At 61.2% G+C, this 19,524-nt stretch carries 16 protein-coding genes; 14 read left to right on the top strand and 2 right to left on the bottom strand.

The genetic code is table 11. The features are described from left to right. Positions 1–100: 100 nt before the first annotated feature. Both DBAC_RS01965 and DBAC_RS01960 read right to left on the bottom strand, forming a co-directional pair. Complete coding sequence (locus DBAC_RS01965) at positions 101–319, bottom strand: hypothetical protein (protein WP_012805591.1); 219 nt, start codon at positions 317–319, stop codon at positions 101–103. Between the two features lie 239 nt (positions 320–558). Next, positions 559–1,413: a rhodanese-like domain-containing protein gene (locus DBAC_RS01960; RefSeq protein ID WP_012805590.1), complete on the bottom strand. Its 855-nt coding sequence runs from the start codon at positions 1,411–1,413 to the stop codon at positions 559–561. Between the two features lie 134 nt (positions 1,414–1,547). On the opposite strand from DBAC_RS01960, the gene DBAC_RS01955 reads away from it, so the two are divergent. From DBAC_RS01955 to DBAC_RS01890, 14 genes are all read left to right on the top strand, one after another. Continuing rightward, the gene (locus DBAC_RS01955) at positions 1,548–1,817 is read left to right on the top strand and encodes an ArsR/SmtB family transcription factor (RefSeq protein WP_012805589.1); all 270 of its coding nucleotides are present in this window, start codon (positions 1,548–1,550) and stop codon (positions 1,815–1,817) included. A 7-nt stretch (positions 1,818–1,824) separates the two neighbouring features. Continuing rightward, positions 1,825–2,979: a mercury methylation corrinoid protein HgcA gene (gene hgcA, locus DBAC_RS01950; protein ID WP_267195241.1), complete on the top strand. Its 1,155-nt coding sequence runs from the start codon at positions 1,825–1,827 to the stop codon at positions 2,977–2,979. 7 nt (positions 2,980–2,986) lie between these two features. Next, complete coding sequence (hgcB, locus tag DBAC_RS01945) at positions 2,987–3,262, top strand: mercury methylation ferredoxin HgcB (RefSeq protein ID WP_012805587.1); 276 nt, start codon at positions 2,987–2,989, stop codon at positions 3,260–3,262. Between the two features lie 62 nt (positions 3,263–3,324). Further along, positions 3,325–3,879: an HDIG domain-containing metalloprotein gene (locus DBAC_RS01940; protein WP_012805586.1), complete on the top strand. Its 555-nt coding sequence runs from the start codon at positions 3,325–3,327 to the stop codon at positions 3,877–3,879. 5 nt (positions 3,880–3,884) lie between these two features. Further along, complete coding sequence (gene recC / locus DBAC_RS01935) at positions 3,885–7,079, top strand: exodeoxyribonuclease V subunit gamma (RefSeq protein ID WP_012805585.1); 3,195 nt, start codon at positions 3,885–3,887, stop codon at positions 7,077–7,079. Further along, positions 7,079–10,585 (top strand): exodeoxyribonuclease V subunit beta, encoded by a 3,507-nt coding sequence (gene recB / locus DBAC_RS01930; protein WP_012805584.1) that lies wholly within the window; start codon positions 7,079–7,081, stop codon positions 10,583–10,585. Before recC ends, recB begins: the two co-directional genes overlap by 1 nt. Further along, on the top strand, positions 10,585–12,351 hold the full coding sequence (gene recD, locus DBAC_RS01925) for an exodeoxyribonuclease V subunit alpha (protein ID WP_012805583.1): 1,767 nt from the start codon (positions 10,585–10,587) through the stop codon (positions 12,349–12,351). Before recB ends, recD begins: the two co-directional genes overlap by 1 nt. A 147-nt stretch (positions 12,352–12,498) precedes the next feature. Then, positions 12,499–13,479, top strand: a complete 981-nt coding sequence (locus tag DBAC_RS01920; protein WP_012805582.1) for an NAD-dependent 4,6-dehydratase LegB — start codon at positions 12,499–12,501, stop codon at positions 13,477–13,479. Next, a complete protein-coding gene (locus tag DBAC_RS01915; protein ID WP_012805581.1) occupies positions 13,472–14,641 on the top strand; it encodes a LegC family aminotransferase in 1,170 nt (389 codons plus the stop codon). Before DBAC_RS01920 ends, DBAC_RS01915 begins: the two co-directional genes overlap by 8 nt. Beyond that, positions 14,638–15,801, top strand: a complete 1,164-nt coding sequence (neuC, locus tag DBAC_RS01910; RefSeq protein ID WP_012805580.1) for a UDP-N-acetylglucosamine 2-epimerase — start codon at positions 14,638–14,640, stop codon at positions 15,799–15,801. The genes DBAC_RS01915 and neuC overlap by 4 nt, the downstream gene beginning before the upstream one ends. After that, positions 15,791–16,873: an N-acetylneuraminate synthase gene (neuB, locus tag DBAC_RS01905; protein WP_012805579.1), complete on the top strand. Its 1,083-nt coding sequence runs from the start codon at positions 15,791–15,793 to the stop codon at positions 16,871–16,873. The genes neuC and neuB overlap by 11 nt, the downstream gene beginning before the upstream one ends. Then, on the top strand, positions 16,866–17,528 hold the full coding sequence (locus tag DBAC_RS01900; RefSeq protein WP_012805578.1) for an acetyltransferase: 663 nt from the start codon (positions 16,866–16,868) through the stop codon (positions 17,526–17,528). The genes neuB and DBAC_RS01900 overlap by 8 nt, the downstream gene beginning before the upstream one ends. Positions 17,529–17,535: 7 nt before the next feature. Then, positions 17,536–18,603, top strand: a complete 1,068-nt coding sequence (locus DBAC_RS01895) for a nucleotidyltransferase family protein (protein WP_012805577.1) — start codon at positions 17,536–17,538, stop codon at positions 18,601–18,603. 97 nt (positions 18,604–18,700) lie between these two features. Beyond that, positions 18,701–19,405 carry an acylneuraminate cytidylyltransferase family protein gene (locus tag DBAC_RS01890; RefSeq protein WP_012805576.1) on the top strand — a complete coding sequence of 235 codons (705 nt, stop codon included), beginning with the start codon at positions 18,701–18,703 and terminating at the stop codon, positions 19,403–19,405. Positions 19,406–19,524 lie beyond the last annotated feature (119 nt).

The following is a 19,524-nucleotide window of genomic DNA, read 5'->3' as shown; positions in this document are numbered from 1 at the left end:
CAGCCGGCGAAAGCAAAGCAGCGGTACGCAAGACAAAAAAACCACGATGGGAAGATGCCAGACTCCCATCGTGGATACGCGAAAGTGGAACCGTTCGAATTCAAGCGATCACAAAGGCAACGAGCTGTCCCATGAAATGCACGACGTCGGAAACCTGGTTCAAAAGTGTATCGCTCCAGCCATAAGCAACAAGAGTTGCCATCCCGGCAAGCCAGAAAAGGTAACATAACTGCTTCATGACATTCCCCCCAATTCTCTGGATATGATCGGCCCTGTTTTCGACCGCTTGGTATTTCCATAGAGCAAAGGGTGTGCCCATGCGATTATCCTTGAGCAACGTGTTATCATGTTTGGAATTTTCTGAGTCCCGTCCATAAGGCAAGAAGTTCGATCCAAAACGTCCAGCGCAAAGACCGTACACCGTGCGCAAAACTTCTCTCACTACCCACTCATCTCCGTACGCTCAGAATTCCTCGTTCCCGAAAAATAACCACACTGAAGACAAAAAAACTCCACAATATCAGCATGTTTATCAAATCAAGCAGTACGTATCAAAGATCAATTTGTCGCTCCGGATCCGCTTCCGACCAACTCGTCCAGCAGCTGTCCCAATCGTTCCAGATGCGTCTTTTCCTCGCTGGCGATCTGTTCAAGGATGGCCCGGTTCTCGGCGTTCTGAGTCCAGACGGCGGAACGGATGTAAAGATCCAGCGCCTGGGCTTCGATGGACATGGCCAGGGAGATGACGTCCACCGGGCTGTCAAAGTCAGGCTTGAAGCGGTCCATGTATTCCTCGGTGGTCATCCCGCCTTCCATGAGCGGAGTGACAAACCTGCACTCGAAATCCCCGCGATCATCCTTGCCGGTGATGCGTGTGTATTCGGCGAAAAGACGATCCTTGTGCTTGATCTCGATGTCGGCCAGCAGGCGGAACACGCTCTTCACCTTTTCATCGCTGACCCGCTCCAGCATGCGCAGATAAAAATCGCGCAACCCCTCTTCCAGGGAATAGGCAGAGGCCAGAATCGCCTCCGCGCTGTCGAGTTCGGAAAAAATGTCCACACCAGCCTCTTCTGCCCCGTAGGCAGCCTGACCGTTCCAGGCTTTGTAGCCGCCGCTCATGTTGATGACCTGGTCATACCCTTTGCCGGCCAGGGTTTGGGCAGCGACGCGGCTGCGCCCGCCAATGGCGCAATACACAACCACCGGTCTGGACGGGTCGATCTCGTCCAGCGAGTCGGTCAGCGCAGCAAGAGGCACCAGCCTGGCTCCGGGAATATGCCCTTCCTCGTATTCCCCCGGCTGGCGCACATCGAGAATGGTCACTTCCTGCAGGGTCTTGCCGGACAGATAGGCCCGGACCTCATCGACATCCATGGACTGAACCGGGGTCAAGAATTGTTTCCAGCGCACTATGAACCTCCTCAATCTTTGTATCGTGGCATCATGCACCGGGAACCGGGAAAACTCAACTCGGACCACACATTGACACGAATTCAGCATTATCGTAATTCTACGATATACGATACGTTCGACGGGAGCACTTCATGACCCATGACCAGAACTTGGCCGCCCTCTGCAAGGCCCTCGGGCATCCCGCGCGGGTGGCGATTCTCAAGCATCTCTTGCAGGTGGACAGCTGCATCTGCGGCGAGATCGTAAGCATCCTGCCCCTGGCCCAGTCCACGGTCAGTCAGCATCTCAAACAACTAAAAGAAGCGGGCCTGATCCGTGGCGAGATAGAAGGCCCACGCATCTGTTACTGCGCGGACAAGGACCGACTGGCCGAACTCAAAATACTCATCTCTTCCCTATAGGCGCGACATGAAACCACTCCAGCCCTTTCCCATGGCCCCTGGCCCATCCTGCTCCGCGCCCGACGCGAACAGCGAGATTCCCGGCCCGTGCTGAGGCCCCCCACCCGCCCCTGGTGCAGGGGTGGACGACCTTGCCGGATATCGCATCGAGCCTTACGTGGACGGGTTTTTGCCCACCGCCGCAGGGCGGATTCCGCGCGTCCGGACCAGTCCCACGGCCTGGGACCGGCTCGGAACCTGCCGCGCGCGACTGGGGCTTGACCGCAACAACTACACCGTCAACCCCGGCCTCTATGCCATCGGCCAGCCCGGCCCCGAGGCGCCTGTCATCGTCACGGCCAACTACAAGCTGACCTTCGACACGGTCCGCTTCACCCTGCCCGGGCGGGACCTCTGGCTGCTGGTAACCGACACGCGCGGCATCAACATCTGGTGCGCGGGCGGCAAGGGCACTTTCAACGCCGCAGGGATTGCCGAGCAGGTGCGCAAGACCGGCCTTGAACGCATTGTCTCCCACCGCCGCCTCATCCTGCCCCAGCTCGGGGCCAACGGGGTGCGGGTCCGTGACCTGCGCAAAGCCTGCGGATTCGAGGCGGTTTTCGGCCCCGTTCGCGCCGAGGATCTGCCCCGCTACCTGGACCGGGGCGAGGACGAAGCCATGCGCGAAGTCACCTTCAGCCTGAAGGAACGGGCCGCGGTCATTCCCGTGGAACTGGTTCTGGGCTGGAAGATCATCCTCGCCTCCTTTTTGGTGGCGGCCGTGCTCAGCCTCATTGGTCCGGACTTTTCCGTGCAGGCCATCCGGCAGCGCTGGATCCTGGCGGCGTGCGCCACAGGCTTTGGCTTGGCCGCAGGCGCGATTTTATTCCCCCTGCTCCTGCCCGTGCTGCGCACGCGCCTCTTTTCCCTGGGCGGAGCCGGGCTTGGCCTGGCCCTGTCCGTGCTGCTGCCGGCCATCTTCCCCCAGCTTTCCTGGGCCGCCGTAACAGGCGCCGGACTTTGGACCATGTCGCTGGCATCCTGGCTGGCCCTCAACTTCACCGGGTCCACGCCGTACACGTCGCCCTCCGGAGTAGAGAAGGAAATGCGCAAGGCCATCCCCGTCCTGGCCGGTGGCACGCTTCTGGCGGCGATCCTGTTCGTGACCGGCAACTTCTTGTGAGGAACGCATGAAAATTTTCCGCCATCTCAAAAATGTGGCCACCCTGGCCTATGAAGAGGACAAATGCGTAGGCTGCGGCATCTGCGCCACGGTCTGTCCGCACCGCATCTTCGCCGTGCGGAACGGCAAGGCCCACGTGCTGGACCGTGAGGCCTGCATGGAGTGCGGGGCCTGCGCCCTCAACTGTCCGACCGCCGCCATCACGGTCACTCCAGGCGTGGGCTGCGCCCAGTACATCATCCAGACCTGGCTGCCGGGCAAGCGCGGGACGTCCTGCTGCTGAGTCCTTGACCACGGCGACGAAATGGCTGATCTCTTTGCCTTCCAAACCAAGGAGGCCACACCATGCTCGACCGCACCGAAGCACTCGCCATGATCAAGGCGAGCGCTCCCGATCATCTTCTCGTACATGCCCTTGAAACCGAAGCCGTCATGCGCGCCCTGGCCGACCGTCTGGGTCAGGACCCCGAAACCTGGGGCCTGGCCGGTCTGCTGCACGACCTCGACTATCCCCAGACCAAGGACACTCCCGAAAAGCACGGCCTCCTGACCGCCGAGACCCTGGCCAGAAAACTGCCGGAAGACGCCGTCCAGGCCATCGCCCGCCACAACGAGATGAACGGCAACCTGCCCGAGACCCAGTTCGACTTCGCCCTGCGTTGCGGCGAAACCGTCACCGGCCTGATCCACACCGCAGCTCTCGTCCGCCCCACGCGCATGCAGGGCATGGAAGCCAAGAGCCTCAAGAAAAAGATGAAGGACAAGGCCTTTGCCGCCTCGGTCTGCCGCGAAACCATCAAGGAATGCGAAAAGATCGGCCTGGAACTGGGAGATTTCCTGACGCTGGCCATTGGGGCTATCACGGGGATTGAAGGCGAAGTGGGACTGGCGGCTTCCTGACCCTCATGGAAGGCTTTCTCCTCCACGCCTCCAACCGCCTGGAAAACCTGGCCGAACTGCTGGCCGAGGTCCTGAAAACTCCGCTGGACCCCATGGAGCCTGAGACCATTTTGGTCCAGTCCGGCGGCATGCAGCGCTGGGTCTCCATGCAGCTGGCCCGCCGGCACGGGGTCTGTGCCAATACCCGCTTCCCCTTTCCCGTTGGCTTCGCCTATGCGCTCTGCCGAGAACTGCGGGCCGACCTGCCACGTGAATACCCGCTCAGTCAGGAACGCATGCTGTGGCGCATCACGCACCTGCTGCGCGGGCTGCTGGACGAGCCGGAGTTCGCGCCGCTGGCGCGTTACGTACAGGAGGATTCGGAGCTCAGGTCCGTGCAGTTGGCCGAGCGCATCGCCTATCATTTCGACCAGTACCTCATCTTCCGCCCGGAATGGGCCGCACGCTGGGAGAACCATGAACCGAGCGGGAATTTTCTCCTGCCCGGTCACGTCGCCAGCGAAGCCTGGCAGGCCAGACTTTGGAGGGAACTGATCCGGGACATGGGCGGAGAGCATCGCGCGGCGCTGCTGCGGCGGGCTATCGCCAGTCTGGAAAAGGGCACTTCCCTGCCCGATCTTCCGTCGCGCGTCTGCGTCTTCGGAATACCGACCCTGCCGCCGGTCTATCTGGATCTTCTGAAAGCCTTGTCCAGGCACAGCCAAGTGCATGTCTTCCTACTCAGCCCTTGCCAAAAATACTGGGGCGATCTTCTGACTCATCGGGAACGTCGGCGCGCCTACCGTGCCGGAGAACACGCCTCCCCGGAACGACCCGAGGACGCAATGCCGCTGGCAGGTCTCGGCGCGGTGGGAAAAGAATTTCTGGAACTGCTGATGGAACGGGACGCGCTGGAAACGGGGCTGTACGAGGAGCCAGTCGGGGATACCATGCTCGGACAACTCCAGGCCGACCTTCTTGATCTGGACGTTCGCGAGGAAAAGACGGACTTCTCCGACACCTCCATCCAGGTCCACTGCTGCCACAGTCCCTTGCGCGAGATGGAGATCCTCAAAGACCTGATCCTCGACCTCCTGGCCAAAGACACGTCCCTCTCGCCACAGGACATCCTTGTCATGAACCCGGACATCGAGAGGTACGCTCCGGTCATCCAGGCCGTGTTCGGGACTGCCGGCGAGGACGGCATCCCATTCTCCATCTCCGACCGCAAACCCACCAAGGCCGCCGAAACCATCCGCCTCTTTCTGGAGTTGCTTGAGTTCGGACAGCACCGTTTCGAAGCATCGCGCGTCTGCGCCCTGCTCGAAGCCCCGCCAGTGCGGCAACGACTGGGCCTGGATGCGTCCGATACGCAGCGAGTGTTGGAATGGGTGCGCGCATCGGGCGTGCGCTGGGGGCTGGACCTGGATTTCCGCAGGAAGGCGGGCCTGGGGGATTTCGGTCAGAACACTTGGGAGAGCGGCCTGTCCCGCCTGTACCTCGGGTACATGACCGGCGCGGCGGACCCGCTGGGCGGCATCGCCCCTCTGGCGCTGCGCGGCTCGGCCGAGCAGGAGCTGCTGGGCCGCGTGACAGCCTGGATCGACGAACTCGCCACCCTGTGGTCCAGGCTGCGGGACACGCGTACGCCAGCCGACTGGCAGGACTGCCTGCTGTGGATCCTGGATGCCTTCTTCCCCCAGGACCCCGCCCAGGCCGAGCACCTGCTGGCCATCCGCAAGGCCGTGACCGACCTGACCCGCGACATGGGCGATTTCGAGGCCGACGCACGAACCATGCTCTACCTCATCCGCAAGCGCCTGGACGAGAGCGGCGGCGAGTCGGGCTTCCTGGCCTCGGGCCTGACCTTCTGCGGCCTGAAACCAATGCGCTCCATCCCCTTTCGGGTCATCTGCCTGACGGGCCTGACCAGCACGGCCTTCCCACGCCAGGACATACCCCTGGGCTTCGACCTCATGGCCGCCCGCCCCCGTCCCGGCGACCGCAGCCATCGCGAAGACGACCGCTACCTGTTCCTGGAGAGCATCATCTCGGCCCGGGACAACCTCATCCTGACCTACCCCGGCCTGTCCCAGTCCGACAACCTTGAGGCCCCACCCTCGGTCCTGGTCTCGGAACTGCTCGATTTCCTGGACAGGGGCTGCACGGTTGATGGCCTAACGCCGTCGGAGGCCATTGTTTTCAAGCACAAGCTCCAGGCCTTCCATCCTGACTATTTCAGCGCAGGGTCGCCCATCTTTTCCTATTCGGCCCAAAACCGTGACGCGGCGCAGGCGCTGTTTGCCGAGCATCAGTCCAGGCAATTCTTCCCCGAAGCCAGTACTCTTGAAGGTGCACATGCAGAGCAGGAGATCGAGATCGACATCGAAGAGCTGACGCGCTTCCTGACCCACCCCTGCCGCCACCTGCTGCGCGCCCTGCGCATCGACCCGACCGGAGGCGAGGACGATTTTCTGGACGAGGAACCCCTGGCCACGCCCACGGGCCTTGAAGCCTACGGTCCCCTGCAGGACCTTCTGCGCACGGCCCTGGACGAGCCCGCCGCCAATCTGGAGGGGCTGCTCCTGGCCTGGCAGCTCCTGCCTCCGGGCCAGGCCGGGACAGACGCGAGCCGCAAGCTCTGCTCCCAAATCCGCGCCCTGGCCGATCAGGCACGGGCCGTCATCGGCGACGAAAAACCCTTGCGCCTCGACCTGAAGCTGCCCTTGGGCCGCATCACCCTGACGGGCCGCATCGACCTCCACGGCGACCGCTTCGTGACCTGCCGCCCGGCCAAGACCAAAAGCTCGGACATGCTCCGCCTGTGGGTCCGCCATCTGGCCGCCTCGGCCACGGGCCATGCCGTCCAGTCCATGCACATCGGCACCGATGACTGCTTCCCCGCACCAGAGGCCCCGAACGCCCGGAACCTCCTCGAAGGGTTACTGCGACTCTACACGCGGGGCATGCGCGCCCCCATCCATCTCTTCCCACGGACCTCCCTGGCCTTCGCCGAGGCCCGCTTTACGGGCCGCAAGCCCAAGGAGCGCCCCGAGGCATTGATGCAGGCCATGCGCCAGTGGGAAGGCGGCTACATGGTCAGTCCCGAACGCGACGACCCGCATCTGGCCTTCCTCTTCCGCGACACCGAACCGGACTGGGAGCGTTTCGCGGACGTGGCCGAAGAAATTTACGGCCCCATTCTGGGAGGTGCCGAGTGATGGAGCCCATGGACCTCTGCACCGCTCCCCTGGACGGCACGACCCTCATCGAGGCCAGCGCCGGCACCGGCAAGACCTACACCCTGACCGGCCTCTTCGTGCGCCTACTGCTGGAGAAGAACCTGACCGTAGACCAGATCCTGGTGGTTACCTTCACGGACGCGGCCACCGAGGAACTGCGCGGGCGGATTCGCAAACGGCTGTCCGACGTGGCCGGGGTGCTGGCCGGTGAACTGGAGGCCGACGAAGAACTGGAATGGGATCTCCTGGCCCGTTTTGGCGGCACTGATGCCGCCCGACGCCTGGAACTCGCCCTGCGCAACTTCGACCTGGCCCAGATCTTCACCATCCACGGCTTCTGCCAGCGCATGCTGGGACGCAACGGCTTCGAGTGCTCGGCCCTCTTCGACACGCAGCTCGAGCCGGACCTCTCGGACCTGCGCCGCCAAGTCTGCGTGGATTTCTGGCGCAGTCACATCCTGCCCCTTGGCGGTCTAACCGGCACGGAAGTACGCAAGCAGCTGACCCCGGACCATCTCACGGAAATGTCCGGCCTGCCCTTCCTGGGCCAGCGCATCCGCATTGTGCCGGGCACCCTCGCGCCGGACCCCGCGCCCCTGGACCGGGCAGTGCGGGAGGCATGCGAAAGGCTCAAAGCGTCCTGGTCAGTCATGGAACCTGAAGTCCGAACGCTCCTGCTGGCCCGGGCGGACAACTTCAACGCACGCCAATTCTCGCCGCAGAAGCTGGATCAGCGTCTGAAAGCAACGCGCGATTTCCTTAACGACCCGAGGCTCGATGCCAAGGAGCAGCTCAAGGCCCTCGGCGAACTGACCTCGACCTACGTGCAGGGCATGACCAAGAAGGCCTTCACCGCCCCGGAGCACCGGCTGTTCGACGAGATCCAGAATATCCTGGACCAAGTCGAGGCCTTGCGGCACCTGCTGGGACCCTTCGTGGTCCATCTGCGCCATGCGTTCCTCTCGGGCGTGACGGCGCGACTGGACGAGCTCAAGCGGCGTCGCAACGTGCTGGGTTTCGACGACCTGCTGCGGAACATGCACGCCGCCCTGGCCAGCCCCGAGCTGGTCGCTGCGGCGCGGACCCAGTACCGAGCGGCCCTCATCGACGAGTTCCAGGACACCGACGGACTGCAGTACGACATATTCCGCACCCTCTTCGCCACCGGCGACGGGGAGAACAGCCTGTTCCTCATCGGCGACCCCAAGCAGGCCATCTACTCCTTCCGGGGCGCGGACCTGCACACTTACCTTACCGCGGCCGACAGCTGCGAGCGAGGCATGACGCTGGGCGTCAACTACCGCTCCACGCCGGAGCTCATCGCGGCCGTGAACCGCCTGTTTTTCAGACCTGACAATCCACGGCCCTTCCTGGACCCGAAAATCGCCTATCAGCCTGTGAGCGCCCCGGACAAAGAGCGGGACCGCTTCCGTGAAGACGGACAAACACCCGCGCCCATGGTCCTCTGGCAGGTCAAAAGCGCGGACAAGCCCCTGGCCAAAGGGGCGCTCGCGCCGCGTATCTGCCGGGCCGTGGCCGCCGAGATCAGCCGCCTGCTGCGGGGCGCGGCCGAGGGGCGCATCCGCATCGGCGACGCGCCGCTCCTGCCCGGAGACATCGCCGTCCTGGTCGAGACCCACGCCCAGGGCGAGGCCATCCACCAGGCCCTTGGCGCGCTTCGCATCCCGAGCGTTGTGACCCACACCTCGTCGGTCTTCGCCAGCCCCGAGGCGTCGGAGCTTCTGTCCGTGCTGCGCGGCATGGCCGAATGCCAGCGCCCGGCGGCCCTGCGCACGGCCCTGGCCGCGCCCATGATCGGCCTTACGGCCCCGGATCTCGCGCTCATCGACGAGGACGGCGAAAAACTCGAGGAGTGGTTCGAACGCTTCCTCGCCTGTCGGGAGTTGTGGGACCGCCGGGGCGTCATGGCCGCCGTGCGCCGCCTCTTCGCAGGCCAAGATGTGCGGAAACGCCTTGTCTCCCTGCCTGACGGAGAGAGGCGCATGACCAACGTCCTGCACTGTCTGGAGCTGCTCCACAGCCGGGAACGCGAGTCGGGCGCGGCCATGCACGCGCTGCTGACCTGGTTCGCCCGCCGTCTTGGCACCGAAGGCACCGAGGAGTCCCAGCTGCGACTGGACACGGACCGCGACGCGGTCCAGATAGTGACCATTCACAAGAGCAAGGGGCTGCAATACCCAGTGGTCTTCTGCCCCTTCATCTTTGGCCGGGCCAGATGCCCCGAGGACCGGGCACTGGTCCACGAAGACGGACTGCTCCTGGACCTGGGCACGGAGGAACTGCCAAGGCGGATAGGCCAGGCCCTGTCCGAGGCGCAGGCCGAGCGCGTGCGGCTGCTGTACGTGGCCCTGACCCGCGCCAAGTGCCGCTGCTACGCGATCTGGGGACGCATCAACGAGGCCGAGACCTCGGGCGCGGCATGGTTGTTCCACGGGCATCGCGCCGACGAAAATAGCACCCTGAGCTGGGAAACCGTCGATGAGGACATGGTCTGCGCGGACCTGCGTGTACTGGCCAACGACGACATCGAGGTCGCGGAACTGCCCGACGCCGAACCCAAGCAGGGACCGCCGCAGTTCACCCATGCCCCTGACCTGCGATGCCGCAACTGGGATCGCGTCCTGGGCTCCGGCTTCGGGCTGGCGAGCTTCACCGGCCTGACCCGCGGCATGGAGCACGGGGCGCGGCCAGGCCTGGACGAGGTTGATGCGTCCGGCCAGGCCGCGGACGAATGGTCCATGGCGAATTTTCCGTGCGGCGCCGCCGCCGGCTCGTGCCTGCACAGGATTTTCGAGCGCATCGATTTCGCGGACGAGATCACCATCCCCGCCGCCGTGACCGAGGCGCTGGCCGCGTACGGCTTCGACCCGGCCTGGCATCAAACTGTCCATGACATGGTCAAACGGGTCCTGCACGCGGATCTGGGAGAAGGGTTGCAGCTGGGAGGCATCGAACAGAAGGACAAGCTGGTCGAGATGGAGTTCCTCTTCCCCCTGCGCCCCGTGACCCGCGAGACCCTGGCAGCCGTGTACCGGGATTCGGCCGGACTTCTGCCGCCGGACCTGCCGGAACGCATGGGCAATCTGCGCTTCGAGCCGCGCCGTGGTTTCATGACCGGGTTCATGGATCTGGTCGTGCGCAGCGGCCGGAAGTTTTATCTCCTCGACTGGAAATCCAACTGGCTCGGCCCCACTCCCGGCCACTACACCCCGGACGCCCTGCACGCGGCCATGGCCGGCAGTCACTACTTCCTGCAGTACCACCTCTACTGCCTGGCCCTGAAGCGCCACCTCGCTCTGCGCAAGCCCGGGTTCGACTATGAAAAGGAATTCGGCGGCGTGCGGTACGTCTTCCTGCGCGGCATAGATCCGCAAACGCCGGGCCAGGGTGTTCACGCGAACCGTCCAGATCCGCGCTTTCTGGATGCGCTGGACAAGGCCCTCATCGACACGGAGAAACGCTGATGTTCGCCAGCCCCGCCATCCTGCCCCGACTTGCGGCCAGCACCCTCTTTTCCGAGGCCGACCTTTACCAGGCCCGCTTTGCCGCCTCCCTGGCCCGGGAAGGACACGCCAACCTCGTGGCCGGTTTGACCGCCCTCGTTTCCCTGGCCGTGCGCGAGGGGCACGTCTGCCTGCACCTCGGCGACGAGGGCGTCCGCGAACGGCTGGCCGCCCTGGGCCTGGACGGGACGCACGCCTGCCAGTTGACGGGTGTTGTCGGTGCGCCGGGTTCCGGGCTGCCGCTCATTCTGGACGGCGAGCGCCTGTATTTCTCCCGCTTCTTCCGCGACGAAGAGGCCCTGGCCCGCGCCTTCATGCGTCTGGCTGGCGCGCCGCCCCGGGACATCCCGGCAGACCTGCTGCCCGACATCTTCAAGACCAAGGGCGACGAAACCGACTGGCAGGACGTGGCCTGCTTTGCGGCCCTGCGCAGCCGCCTCTGCGTCATCTCCGGCGGCCCCGGCACGGGCAAAACCACAACCGTAGCCCGCATCCTGGCCTTGGCGTCCCGCATGCACACTGGCGCGAATTTTCGCATCCGCCTGGCCGCGCCCACGGGCAAGGCGGCCTCGCGCATGACCGAAGCTCTGGCCGAAGCCTTTCCCGAGGGCAGCCAGCTGCCTGAACTGAATGCGTGCCTCGCACAAGGCGCCCAGACAGTGCACCGCTTGCTGGGCTGGAGTTCCGGAGGCTTCCGCCACTGCCAAGGCAACCCCTTGCCGCTCGATATGCTTGTCGTGGACGAAGCCTCCATGCTGGACTTGGAACTGGCCGCGCGGCTCATGGATGCCTTGCCAGACGAGGCGAGTCTGGTGCTCCTAGGGGACCGCAACCAATTGGCCTCGGTGGAGGCCGGAGCCGTCCTGGCCAATCTCTGCCGGGAGGACATCGTAAACGCCTTCTCGCCGGATTTTACAGCTTACGCCGCCAAAGCCGGCGCTCAGGGACTGACTGCGACTGGGATTCCAGTCCCGTTGACCGACCATGTAGTGGAACTGAAGAAAAGCTGGCGCTTCGGCCAGCACAGCGGCATCGCAGCCTTGAGCACGCTCATTCGCGACGGTCAGGCCCAGATGGCCGGCGAACTGCTGGTTGAAGGACGGACTGATCTGGAGATGTTGCCCTGCACTGGGCAAGCGAACCTGACGGCCACGCTGACGCCGCTTCTGCGTGAAGCATTCAGGGGCCTCGGAGGGACAACCGACCCCACGCGGGCGTTCGAGATTTTCGGGACCCTGCGCCTGCTCTCGCCGGTCCGCAAAGGACCGCGCGGCACCGAAGCCCTCAACCGCCTGGCCCGCGAAGCCCTGCACGAATCGGCCAGCAACTACTGGTATCCAGGCCGACCCGTCATGATCCTGGAGAACGACTACAATCTGGGACTGTTCAACGGAGATGTGGGCATCGCCTTGCATGTGGAGGGGACCCTGCGGGTGTTTTTCGCCGGAACCGAAGGACTGGAGTCCCATTCCCCGGCCCGACTGCCCAGGCACGAGACATGTTACGCCATGACCGTGCACAAGAGCCAGGGCTCGGAGTTCGGACACACCGTGCTGATCCTGCCGGAAGAACCCTGCCCGGTCCTGGGTCGCGAACTTCTGTACACGGCCCTGACCCGCGCCAAGAAACGCTTCACGCTGTTGGGCACGGCTGAGCAGGTCAAGGATGCCATAGAGAGCCCGGCCCGCCGCGATTCGGGGCTAGGGGAGATGCTGACAAGTACCTGAAGCCATCCCTCAAACCAAAAAAGGACATGAAGCAAACGAACGTGTTGACTTCGCAGGCAATAAGAAAAACAATGTTTCCAACAAAATTGGGCAGGCGGTTGCTTTTTGCCACCTGCCATACGTAAACTTCTTTTTAAGCGAATTATCATGAACACCATTCTTGTCACCGGTGCTGACGGCTTCATAGGTTCTCACCTTGTGGAGTTGCTTGTCCATGAAGGCTACAAGGTCAAAGCCCTCTCGCAATACAACTCCTTCAATTACTGGGGCTGGCTTGAAGATGTCGCCTGCCGCAACGACATCGAAGTATTGAGCGGAGATGTCCGCGATCCCCACTTTTGCAAAAAAATAACCCAAGGCGTCGATACGGTTTTCCATCTGGCCGCGCTGATTGCCATCCCCTATTCCTATGTCGCTCCGGACAGCTACGTCGATACCAACATCAAGGGGACTCTCAATATTTGCCAGGCCGCGCTGGAAAACAGCGTTGGCAGAGTGGTGCACACATCGACCAGCGAGGTATACGGTACTGCCCAGTATGTCCCCATCGACGAAAATCATCCCTTGCAGGCGCAATCCCCCTACAGCGCGACCAAAATCGCGGCAGACGCCATGGCCATGAGTTTTTTCAACGCCTTCAGCCTCCCAGTGACCATTGCGCGCCCGTTCAACACTTATGGGCCCAGACAATCGGCCCGGGCCGTCATTCCCACCATCATCACGCAGATCGCGAACGGCGTTCAAAAAATCAAGCTGGGTGACGTGACCCCGACGCGCGATTTCAATTTTGTGACAGACACGTGCCTGGGTTTTCTTGCGCTGGCCCGGAGCGAAAAAACCATTGGGCAAACCGTGAACATCGGGTCCGGCACTGAAGTGTCCGTTGAGGAAACCCTCAATCTGATCAAGGAACTGATGCGTAGCGACGTGGAGTTCATCACGGACGGCAAACGCATCCGACCGGAGAAATCCGAGGTTTTCCGCCTTTGTTGCGACAACTCCCGAATCAGGGAACTGACCGGCTTCACGCCCCGGCATTCCCTGCGCGAAGGCCTGCAGGAAACCATCAACTGGTTTGAAAAAACCGGAAACCTGGCGAAATACAAGGCGAACATCTACAATGTCTGACAGCCTGGCTTTTCGCGGACTCATCACATTCATCCGCGATCAGTATCGATCCAAAGACTTCATCCCCTTGCACGCGCCCATTTTTCATGGCCGTGAGAAGGAGTACGTCAGCGAGACCATCGAATCGACCTTTGTCTCCAGTGTCGGCGCTTTTGTGAACCGGTTCGAAGACGATATCGCCTCGTACACCGGGAGCCCTAAAGCCGTGGCCACGGTCAACGGCACGGCGGCCCTGCACGCCGCCCTGATTCTGGCCGGGGTCCTTGAGGGCGATCTTGTTGTCACGCAGGCGCTTACTTTTGTCGCGACCTGCAACGCCATCAGCTACTGCGGAGCTCAGCCGGTCTTTGTGGACGTGGATCGACATACCTTGGGGCTCTCCCCCAAGGCTTTGGGGAACTGGCTGGATGAACACGCCAGACTCGACAGCGACGGCGTCTGCAGAACAAAACACGGGCAGCGCGTCATCCGGGCCTGCGTGCCCATGCATACCTTCGGGCATCCGTGCGATCTGGACGGATTGAGCTCCATCTGCGCGCAATGGGGTCTTGCCCTCGTGGAAGACGCTGCGGAATCGCTGGGCAGCCTTTACCATGAGCGTCATACCGGCACCTTTGGCCTGCTGGGGACATTGAGTTTCAACGGCAACAAAATCATCACCACAGGCGGTGGCGGAATGATTCTGGCCGGAACGGGGTTGGGTGCCAGAGCCAAGCATCTGACCACAACAGCCAAGCTGCCCCACCCCGTTGCGTTCTTCCACGACGAGGTAGGGTTCAACTATCGCCTGCCCAACATCAATGCCGCCCTTGGCTGCGCCCAACTTGAACAACTGGAACAATTCGTGGACGCCAAACGGGCACTGGCTGGTCGGTACGCAGCATATCTAAGCAGCAACAGTGGCCTGATCTTTGTCACCGAACCAGAAGGCTGTAGATCGAATTACTGGCTCAATGCTGTTGTCTGCGAGGATGAGAAAGAGCGGAACTCACTGCTTGACGCCACTGCCGCAGCCGGGGTCATGACGCGGCCCGTCTGGCAACCGATGCACCTGCTACCCATGTTCAAGGAATGTCCCCGTGACGACCTGACTATGACGCAATGGCTCTCGGCCAGAATCGTCAACCTGCCGAGCAGCGCGCCACTGGATAGAATACCATGAAACGCACCATCGCCGTTTTCACCGGTTCCAGAGCCGAATACGGCCTGCTCTACTGGCTCTTGAAAGAGCTCAAAGGATGCCGGGCTGTCACGCTTCAGCTTATTGTCAGTGGAATGCATCTTTCCAAAGAATTCGGGGACACATGGCGGCATATTGAGGCCGACGGCTTTTCCATCGACTCGAAGGTGGAAATGCTCCTGTCATCGGACACCCCGGTGGGCACCGCCAAGTCAGTGGGACTCGGCACCATCGGCCTTGCCGACTCGCTGCAAAACCTCAATCCGGACATTCTGGTCATACTCGGAGACCGTTTTGAAGCGCTGGCCGCAGCGCAAGCCGCGATGATTCTGGGCATCCCCATCGCTCATCTGCACGGGGGTGAGATCACGGAAGGCGCTTATGACGACACCATTCGCCATGCCATCACAAAAATGTCCAGTCTGCACTTCGTGGCTGCGGAGCCATACCGCAAGCGCGTGATTCAGATGGGCGAAGCACCCTCCACCGTATTCAATGTCGGTGCGCTGGGACTTGAGCACGTGCTGCGCACCCCCCGCCTTTCCCTGGACGAACTGGCGCGGGAACTCTCCTTCCCGCTGCTCAAGCCTTTCTTTATGGTCACCTACCATCCGGTCACGCTGCTGGATGAGGACCCTCGGCAGAGCATGGGTGAAATCCTGGCCGCCCTCAATCACTTCCCGGAGCATCAGGCGATTCTGACATACCCCAACGCCGACAACGGTGGGCGCGCACTCATCCCCATGCTCAACGAGTATGCCCGCAACAATCCCGAAAGAGTTGTGGCCATCCAATCCATGGGCTCCAAGCGCTACCTTTCCGCATTGGCGGAGTCCGCAGCGGTTATCGGAAATTCATCCAGCGGCATCATTGAAGCGCCTTCGTTTGGCGTGCCTACAGTCAACATCGGAACACGGCAGCAGGGCAGGCTGGCGGCAAACTCGGTGCTGCACTGCGCACCGCAGGCTCAATCCATCACCGCTTGCATCAGTCAGGCGCTTTCCGCCGAACACATCTCGCTTTCCGCCAAAAAGTCCAACCCCTACGGACAAGGCCGCACGGCCCGGCAAATTGCCCAGGTGCTCAAACGCGCAGACCTCTTTAAACCGAAAGCCTTTTTCAATCTTGAACATGCATACTGAACACGTATACATCATTGCGGAAGCCGGAGTTAACCATAACGGCAGACGCGACTTTGCCCTTGCCCTGGTCGATGCCGCTGCCGATGCCGGGGCTGATGCCGTTAAATTTCAGACCTTCAAGGCCGAAAAATTGGCTTCGTCCTCTGCGCCCAAGGCTGGCTACCAGAAGGCGAATACCGGAACCACGGAAACCCAGGTCGAGATGCTGAAGAAGCTCGAGTTGCCCTGCGAGTGGCACGTGGAATTGCACGCACATGCCAAGAGCAGAGGCATTCAATTCCTCTCCACGGCCTTTGATGCCGGAAGCCTCGATTTTCTTACCACCCTGGATCTGCCTCTGTACAAGATCCCTTCAGGCGAACTCACCAACGGGCCCCTGCTCTGGCGCTTCGCCCGCACCGGCAAACCACTTGTCGTTTCCACAGGCATGGGCACTCTGGCCGAGGTGGAAGGGGCGCTGGCCATCATAGCGCACGGGCTGATGCATGCGACGGAGCCATCCAGCCTGGAAGAAATCTGGCAAAACTGGAGTAGACCGGAGAGCAGACAGGTGCTTGAAGGACACATCCGCCTTTTGCACTGCACATCTCAATACCCCACTCCACCTGAAGAGGTTAATCTGCGGGCGATGGACACCCTTGCAACCTCTTTCGGCCTGCCAGTGGGCTACTCGGACCATACCGAAGGCTGGCTCATCCCCGTCGCGGCGGTGGCCCGGGGAGCGTGCATCATCGAGAAACACTTCACTCTTGATCGGACCTTGCCCGGGCCGGACCACAAGGCTTCGCTAGAGCCTAGCGAGCTCACGCAAATGATTTCGAACATCCGGGCCCTTGAACTCGCCATGGGCAGTGGCCGCAAGACTCCTCAACCTGGCGAGTGGGACACCCGGCGCGCCGCCAGGCAACAAGTCATCGCAGCCAGGGACATTCCCGCAGAATCCATCATCACCCGCGAAGATCTGGCCACGGCACGATGTGGACACGGAATTGAGGCCAACGAGCTCTGGAGTCTCGTCGGAACTCGGGCTAAAAGACACTTTACAGCAGGGGAGGCGCTCGCTCATGAGTAAACTTAGGCCCCACATCCTGCTTGGGGCTGGTGGCCATGCCAAGGTCGTGCTGTCCCTGGCCAGGGCCCTGGGCCTGATGGTCCATGGCCTGTGTGACCCCGTTTTGGCGGAACAAAAGATCAGGACGAGGCACGGGCTGAACGTGCTGGGAGGAGACGAAATCCTGCGCCACTGGAGCCCTGAGGGTTGTCTGCTTCTGAACGGAGTGGGGCCAAGCCTTGATGACGAAATCCGCTTGCAGCTGCATATGTCGCTTCGCCGGAGAGGCTATCGTTTCCCAGCGCTGGTCCATCCACGAGCCTGGGTCGACGAAAGCGTCACCCTCTCTGAAGGCGTACAGGTCATGGCGGGCGCAGTCATACAACCAGGCTGCCGCGTTGGCGAAAATACAGTGATCAACACCAACGCCAGCGTAGACCATGACTGCAATCTGGGAGCCCATGTGCATATCGCGCCTGGAGCAACCGTATGCGGGGGAGTGGTCATCGAAGACCAGGCCTTTGTCGGCAGCGGCGCGACCGTCATTCAAAACATCCGCATAGGCAGACGCTCTGTGGTCGCTGCCTGCACAGCCTTGGTACGAAACTTGGCCGCCAACGAATGCGTCATGGCCGCCCCGATCCGCAAAAACACCCGACACCCCGACAGGAAGTGACCTGCCTATGCCCAATCCGGATAAACATGCATGGTCCAGTGCCCTGCTCTCAATAAATTCCACCATCCAGGACGCCATCCAGAGCCTGAATGCATCAACCCTGCAAATAGTTATGGTTGTTGACGAACACGGAAAATTGCTTGGAACCGTCACCGACGGCGACATCCGGCGAGGCCTGCTACGCGGCCTGGACCTGCGCACCGGGATCGAACAAATTCTCTTCACCAACCCGCTGGTAGCCCCTCCGGAAATGAGCCGGGAAATGATCCTGCACCTGATGCGGGTGAACCGACTGCTACAAATGCCTGTTGTCGACGGTCAGCACAAAGTGGTGGGGCTGCACCTCTGGAACGATATCATCGCGCAACCGGAGCGGAAAAACCTCATGGTAATCATGGCCGGAGGCATGGGTACCCGACTGCTTCCCTACACGGAAGACTGCCCTAAGCCAATGCTTCCCGTGGCCGGCAAGCCCATGCTCGAACACATCATCGAGCGGGCCAAAAACGAAGGTTTCAGGCATTTCGTCCTCGCAGTCCGCTATCTGGCGCATGTGGTCGAAGACTATTTTGGCGATGGGGCAAAATGGGACGTGCGCATAAGCTACCTGCACGAGGATACGCCTCTCGGCACAGCAGGCGCTTTGGGTTTGCTCGACCCCAAACCCATGGAACCCGTCGTTGTCACCAACGGAGATGTACTGACCGATGTACGCTACGGAGAAATCGTCGATTTCCACATATACCATCAGGCTGCGGCCACCATGGCCGTTCGCATGCATGAATGGCAGCACCCTTTTGGAGTGGTGCAGACCAATGGCGTGAGTATTGTTGGCTTCGAGGAAAAACCCGTATTCAGAACTCATGTCAATGCAGGCATCTATGTTCTTGGTGCGGAAGCACTGCGACTCGTGCCGTCCGGAAAACCCAGCGACATGCCGGACATCTTCGAGTTGCTCCGACTCCGCGACGAGCGGATTATTGCCTATCCTATGCATGAAATCTGGACGGACGTAGGCCGCCCGGATGATCTCAAAAAAGTGCGCAATGAGATGCGTCCTGAATCCGGCGAATAAAACACGATAAAGAGGACTAAGCCGTGGCAGACGACCTGAAGCTGTTCACTCACCCGACGATGATGAAAATTCTACTATGGAGCTTTCTTACACTGTCATGAAAATTCTGGGACTCATTCCGGCCCGCGGCGGATCCAAGCGAATCCATGGAAAAAATGTAAAGCTTCTTGGCAGCTTACCCCTCATTGCCTGGACTATTCGTGCGGCACTCGTCAGCAACGCATGTTCTCATATTGTCGTCTCAACGGATGATGTGAACATAGCAGCAACTGCTGAAAAATTCGGAGCAACCGTTCCCGGCTTGCGGCCCCCACAACTGGCTACAGATGTAGCAACCAGCGTGGACGTCGCGCTCTACGAACTGGACAGACATGAAGAGGCATATGGAGCTGTGGACGGATTGCTGCTTCTACAACCCACGTCTCCCTTTCGTACTGCCGAAAGCATAAAGAAAGCCGTCACCCTTTACGAAATGACGAAGGGGCACAACGCGGTGGTCAGCGTCAGTAAAGCGCCTGTCCACCCAGCGTGGTGCTTTCGACTCAAGAAGTCCGGTATGGAACCCTATCTCGGCCGGGAAGGCATCGAAAGGCGATCTCAAGACCTTGAAGCGGCGTACGCCCTTAACGGAGCCATTTACCTGATATCACCGCAAATGTTGAGAAGTGGACACAGCTTTTTGCCCGAACGCACAGTACCCTTCGTCATGGAGTCGATATATGAGGCCCTGGATATTGATACGGAGAATGATTGGATGTTAGCGGAATTTTTTTTAACATCAACTGCGATTAAAAATCGCTAAATTGTTCAAGCTACCCCATATCGGAGCCAGCATTAGCCCATTCTTTGGCTGCCACACCGCAATTTTGTAAGACCTCTAAACCTAATCAGATACCAATAATCACGTTTAAAAAATATATC

This window comes from Desulfomicrobium baculatum DSM 4028, assembly GCF_000023225.1.
Taxonomy (GTDB): Bacteria; Desulfobacterota; Desulfovibrionia; order Desulfovibrionales; family Desulfomicrobiaceae; genus Desulfomicrobium; species Desulfomicrobium baculatum.
This window is presented reverse-complemented; position numbering and strand designations above follow the sequence as displayed.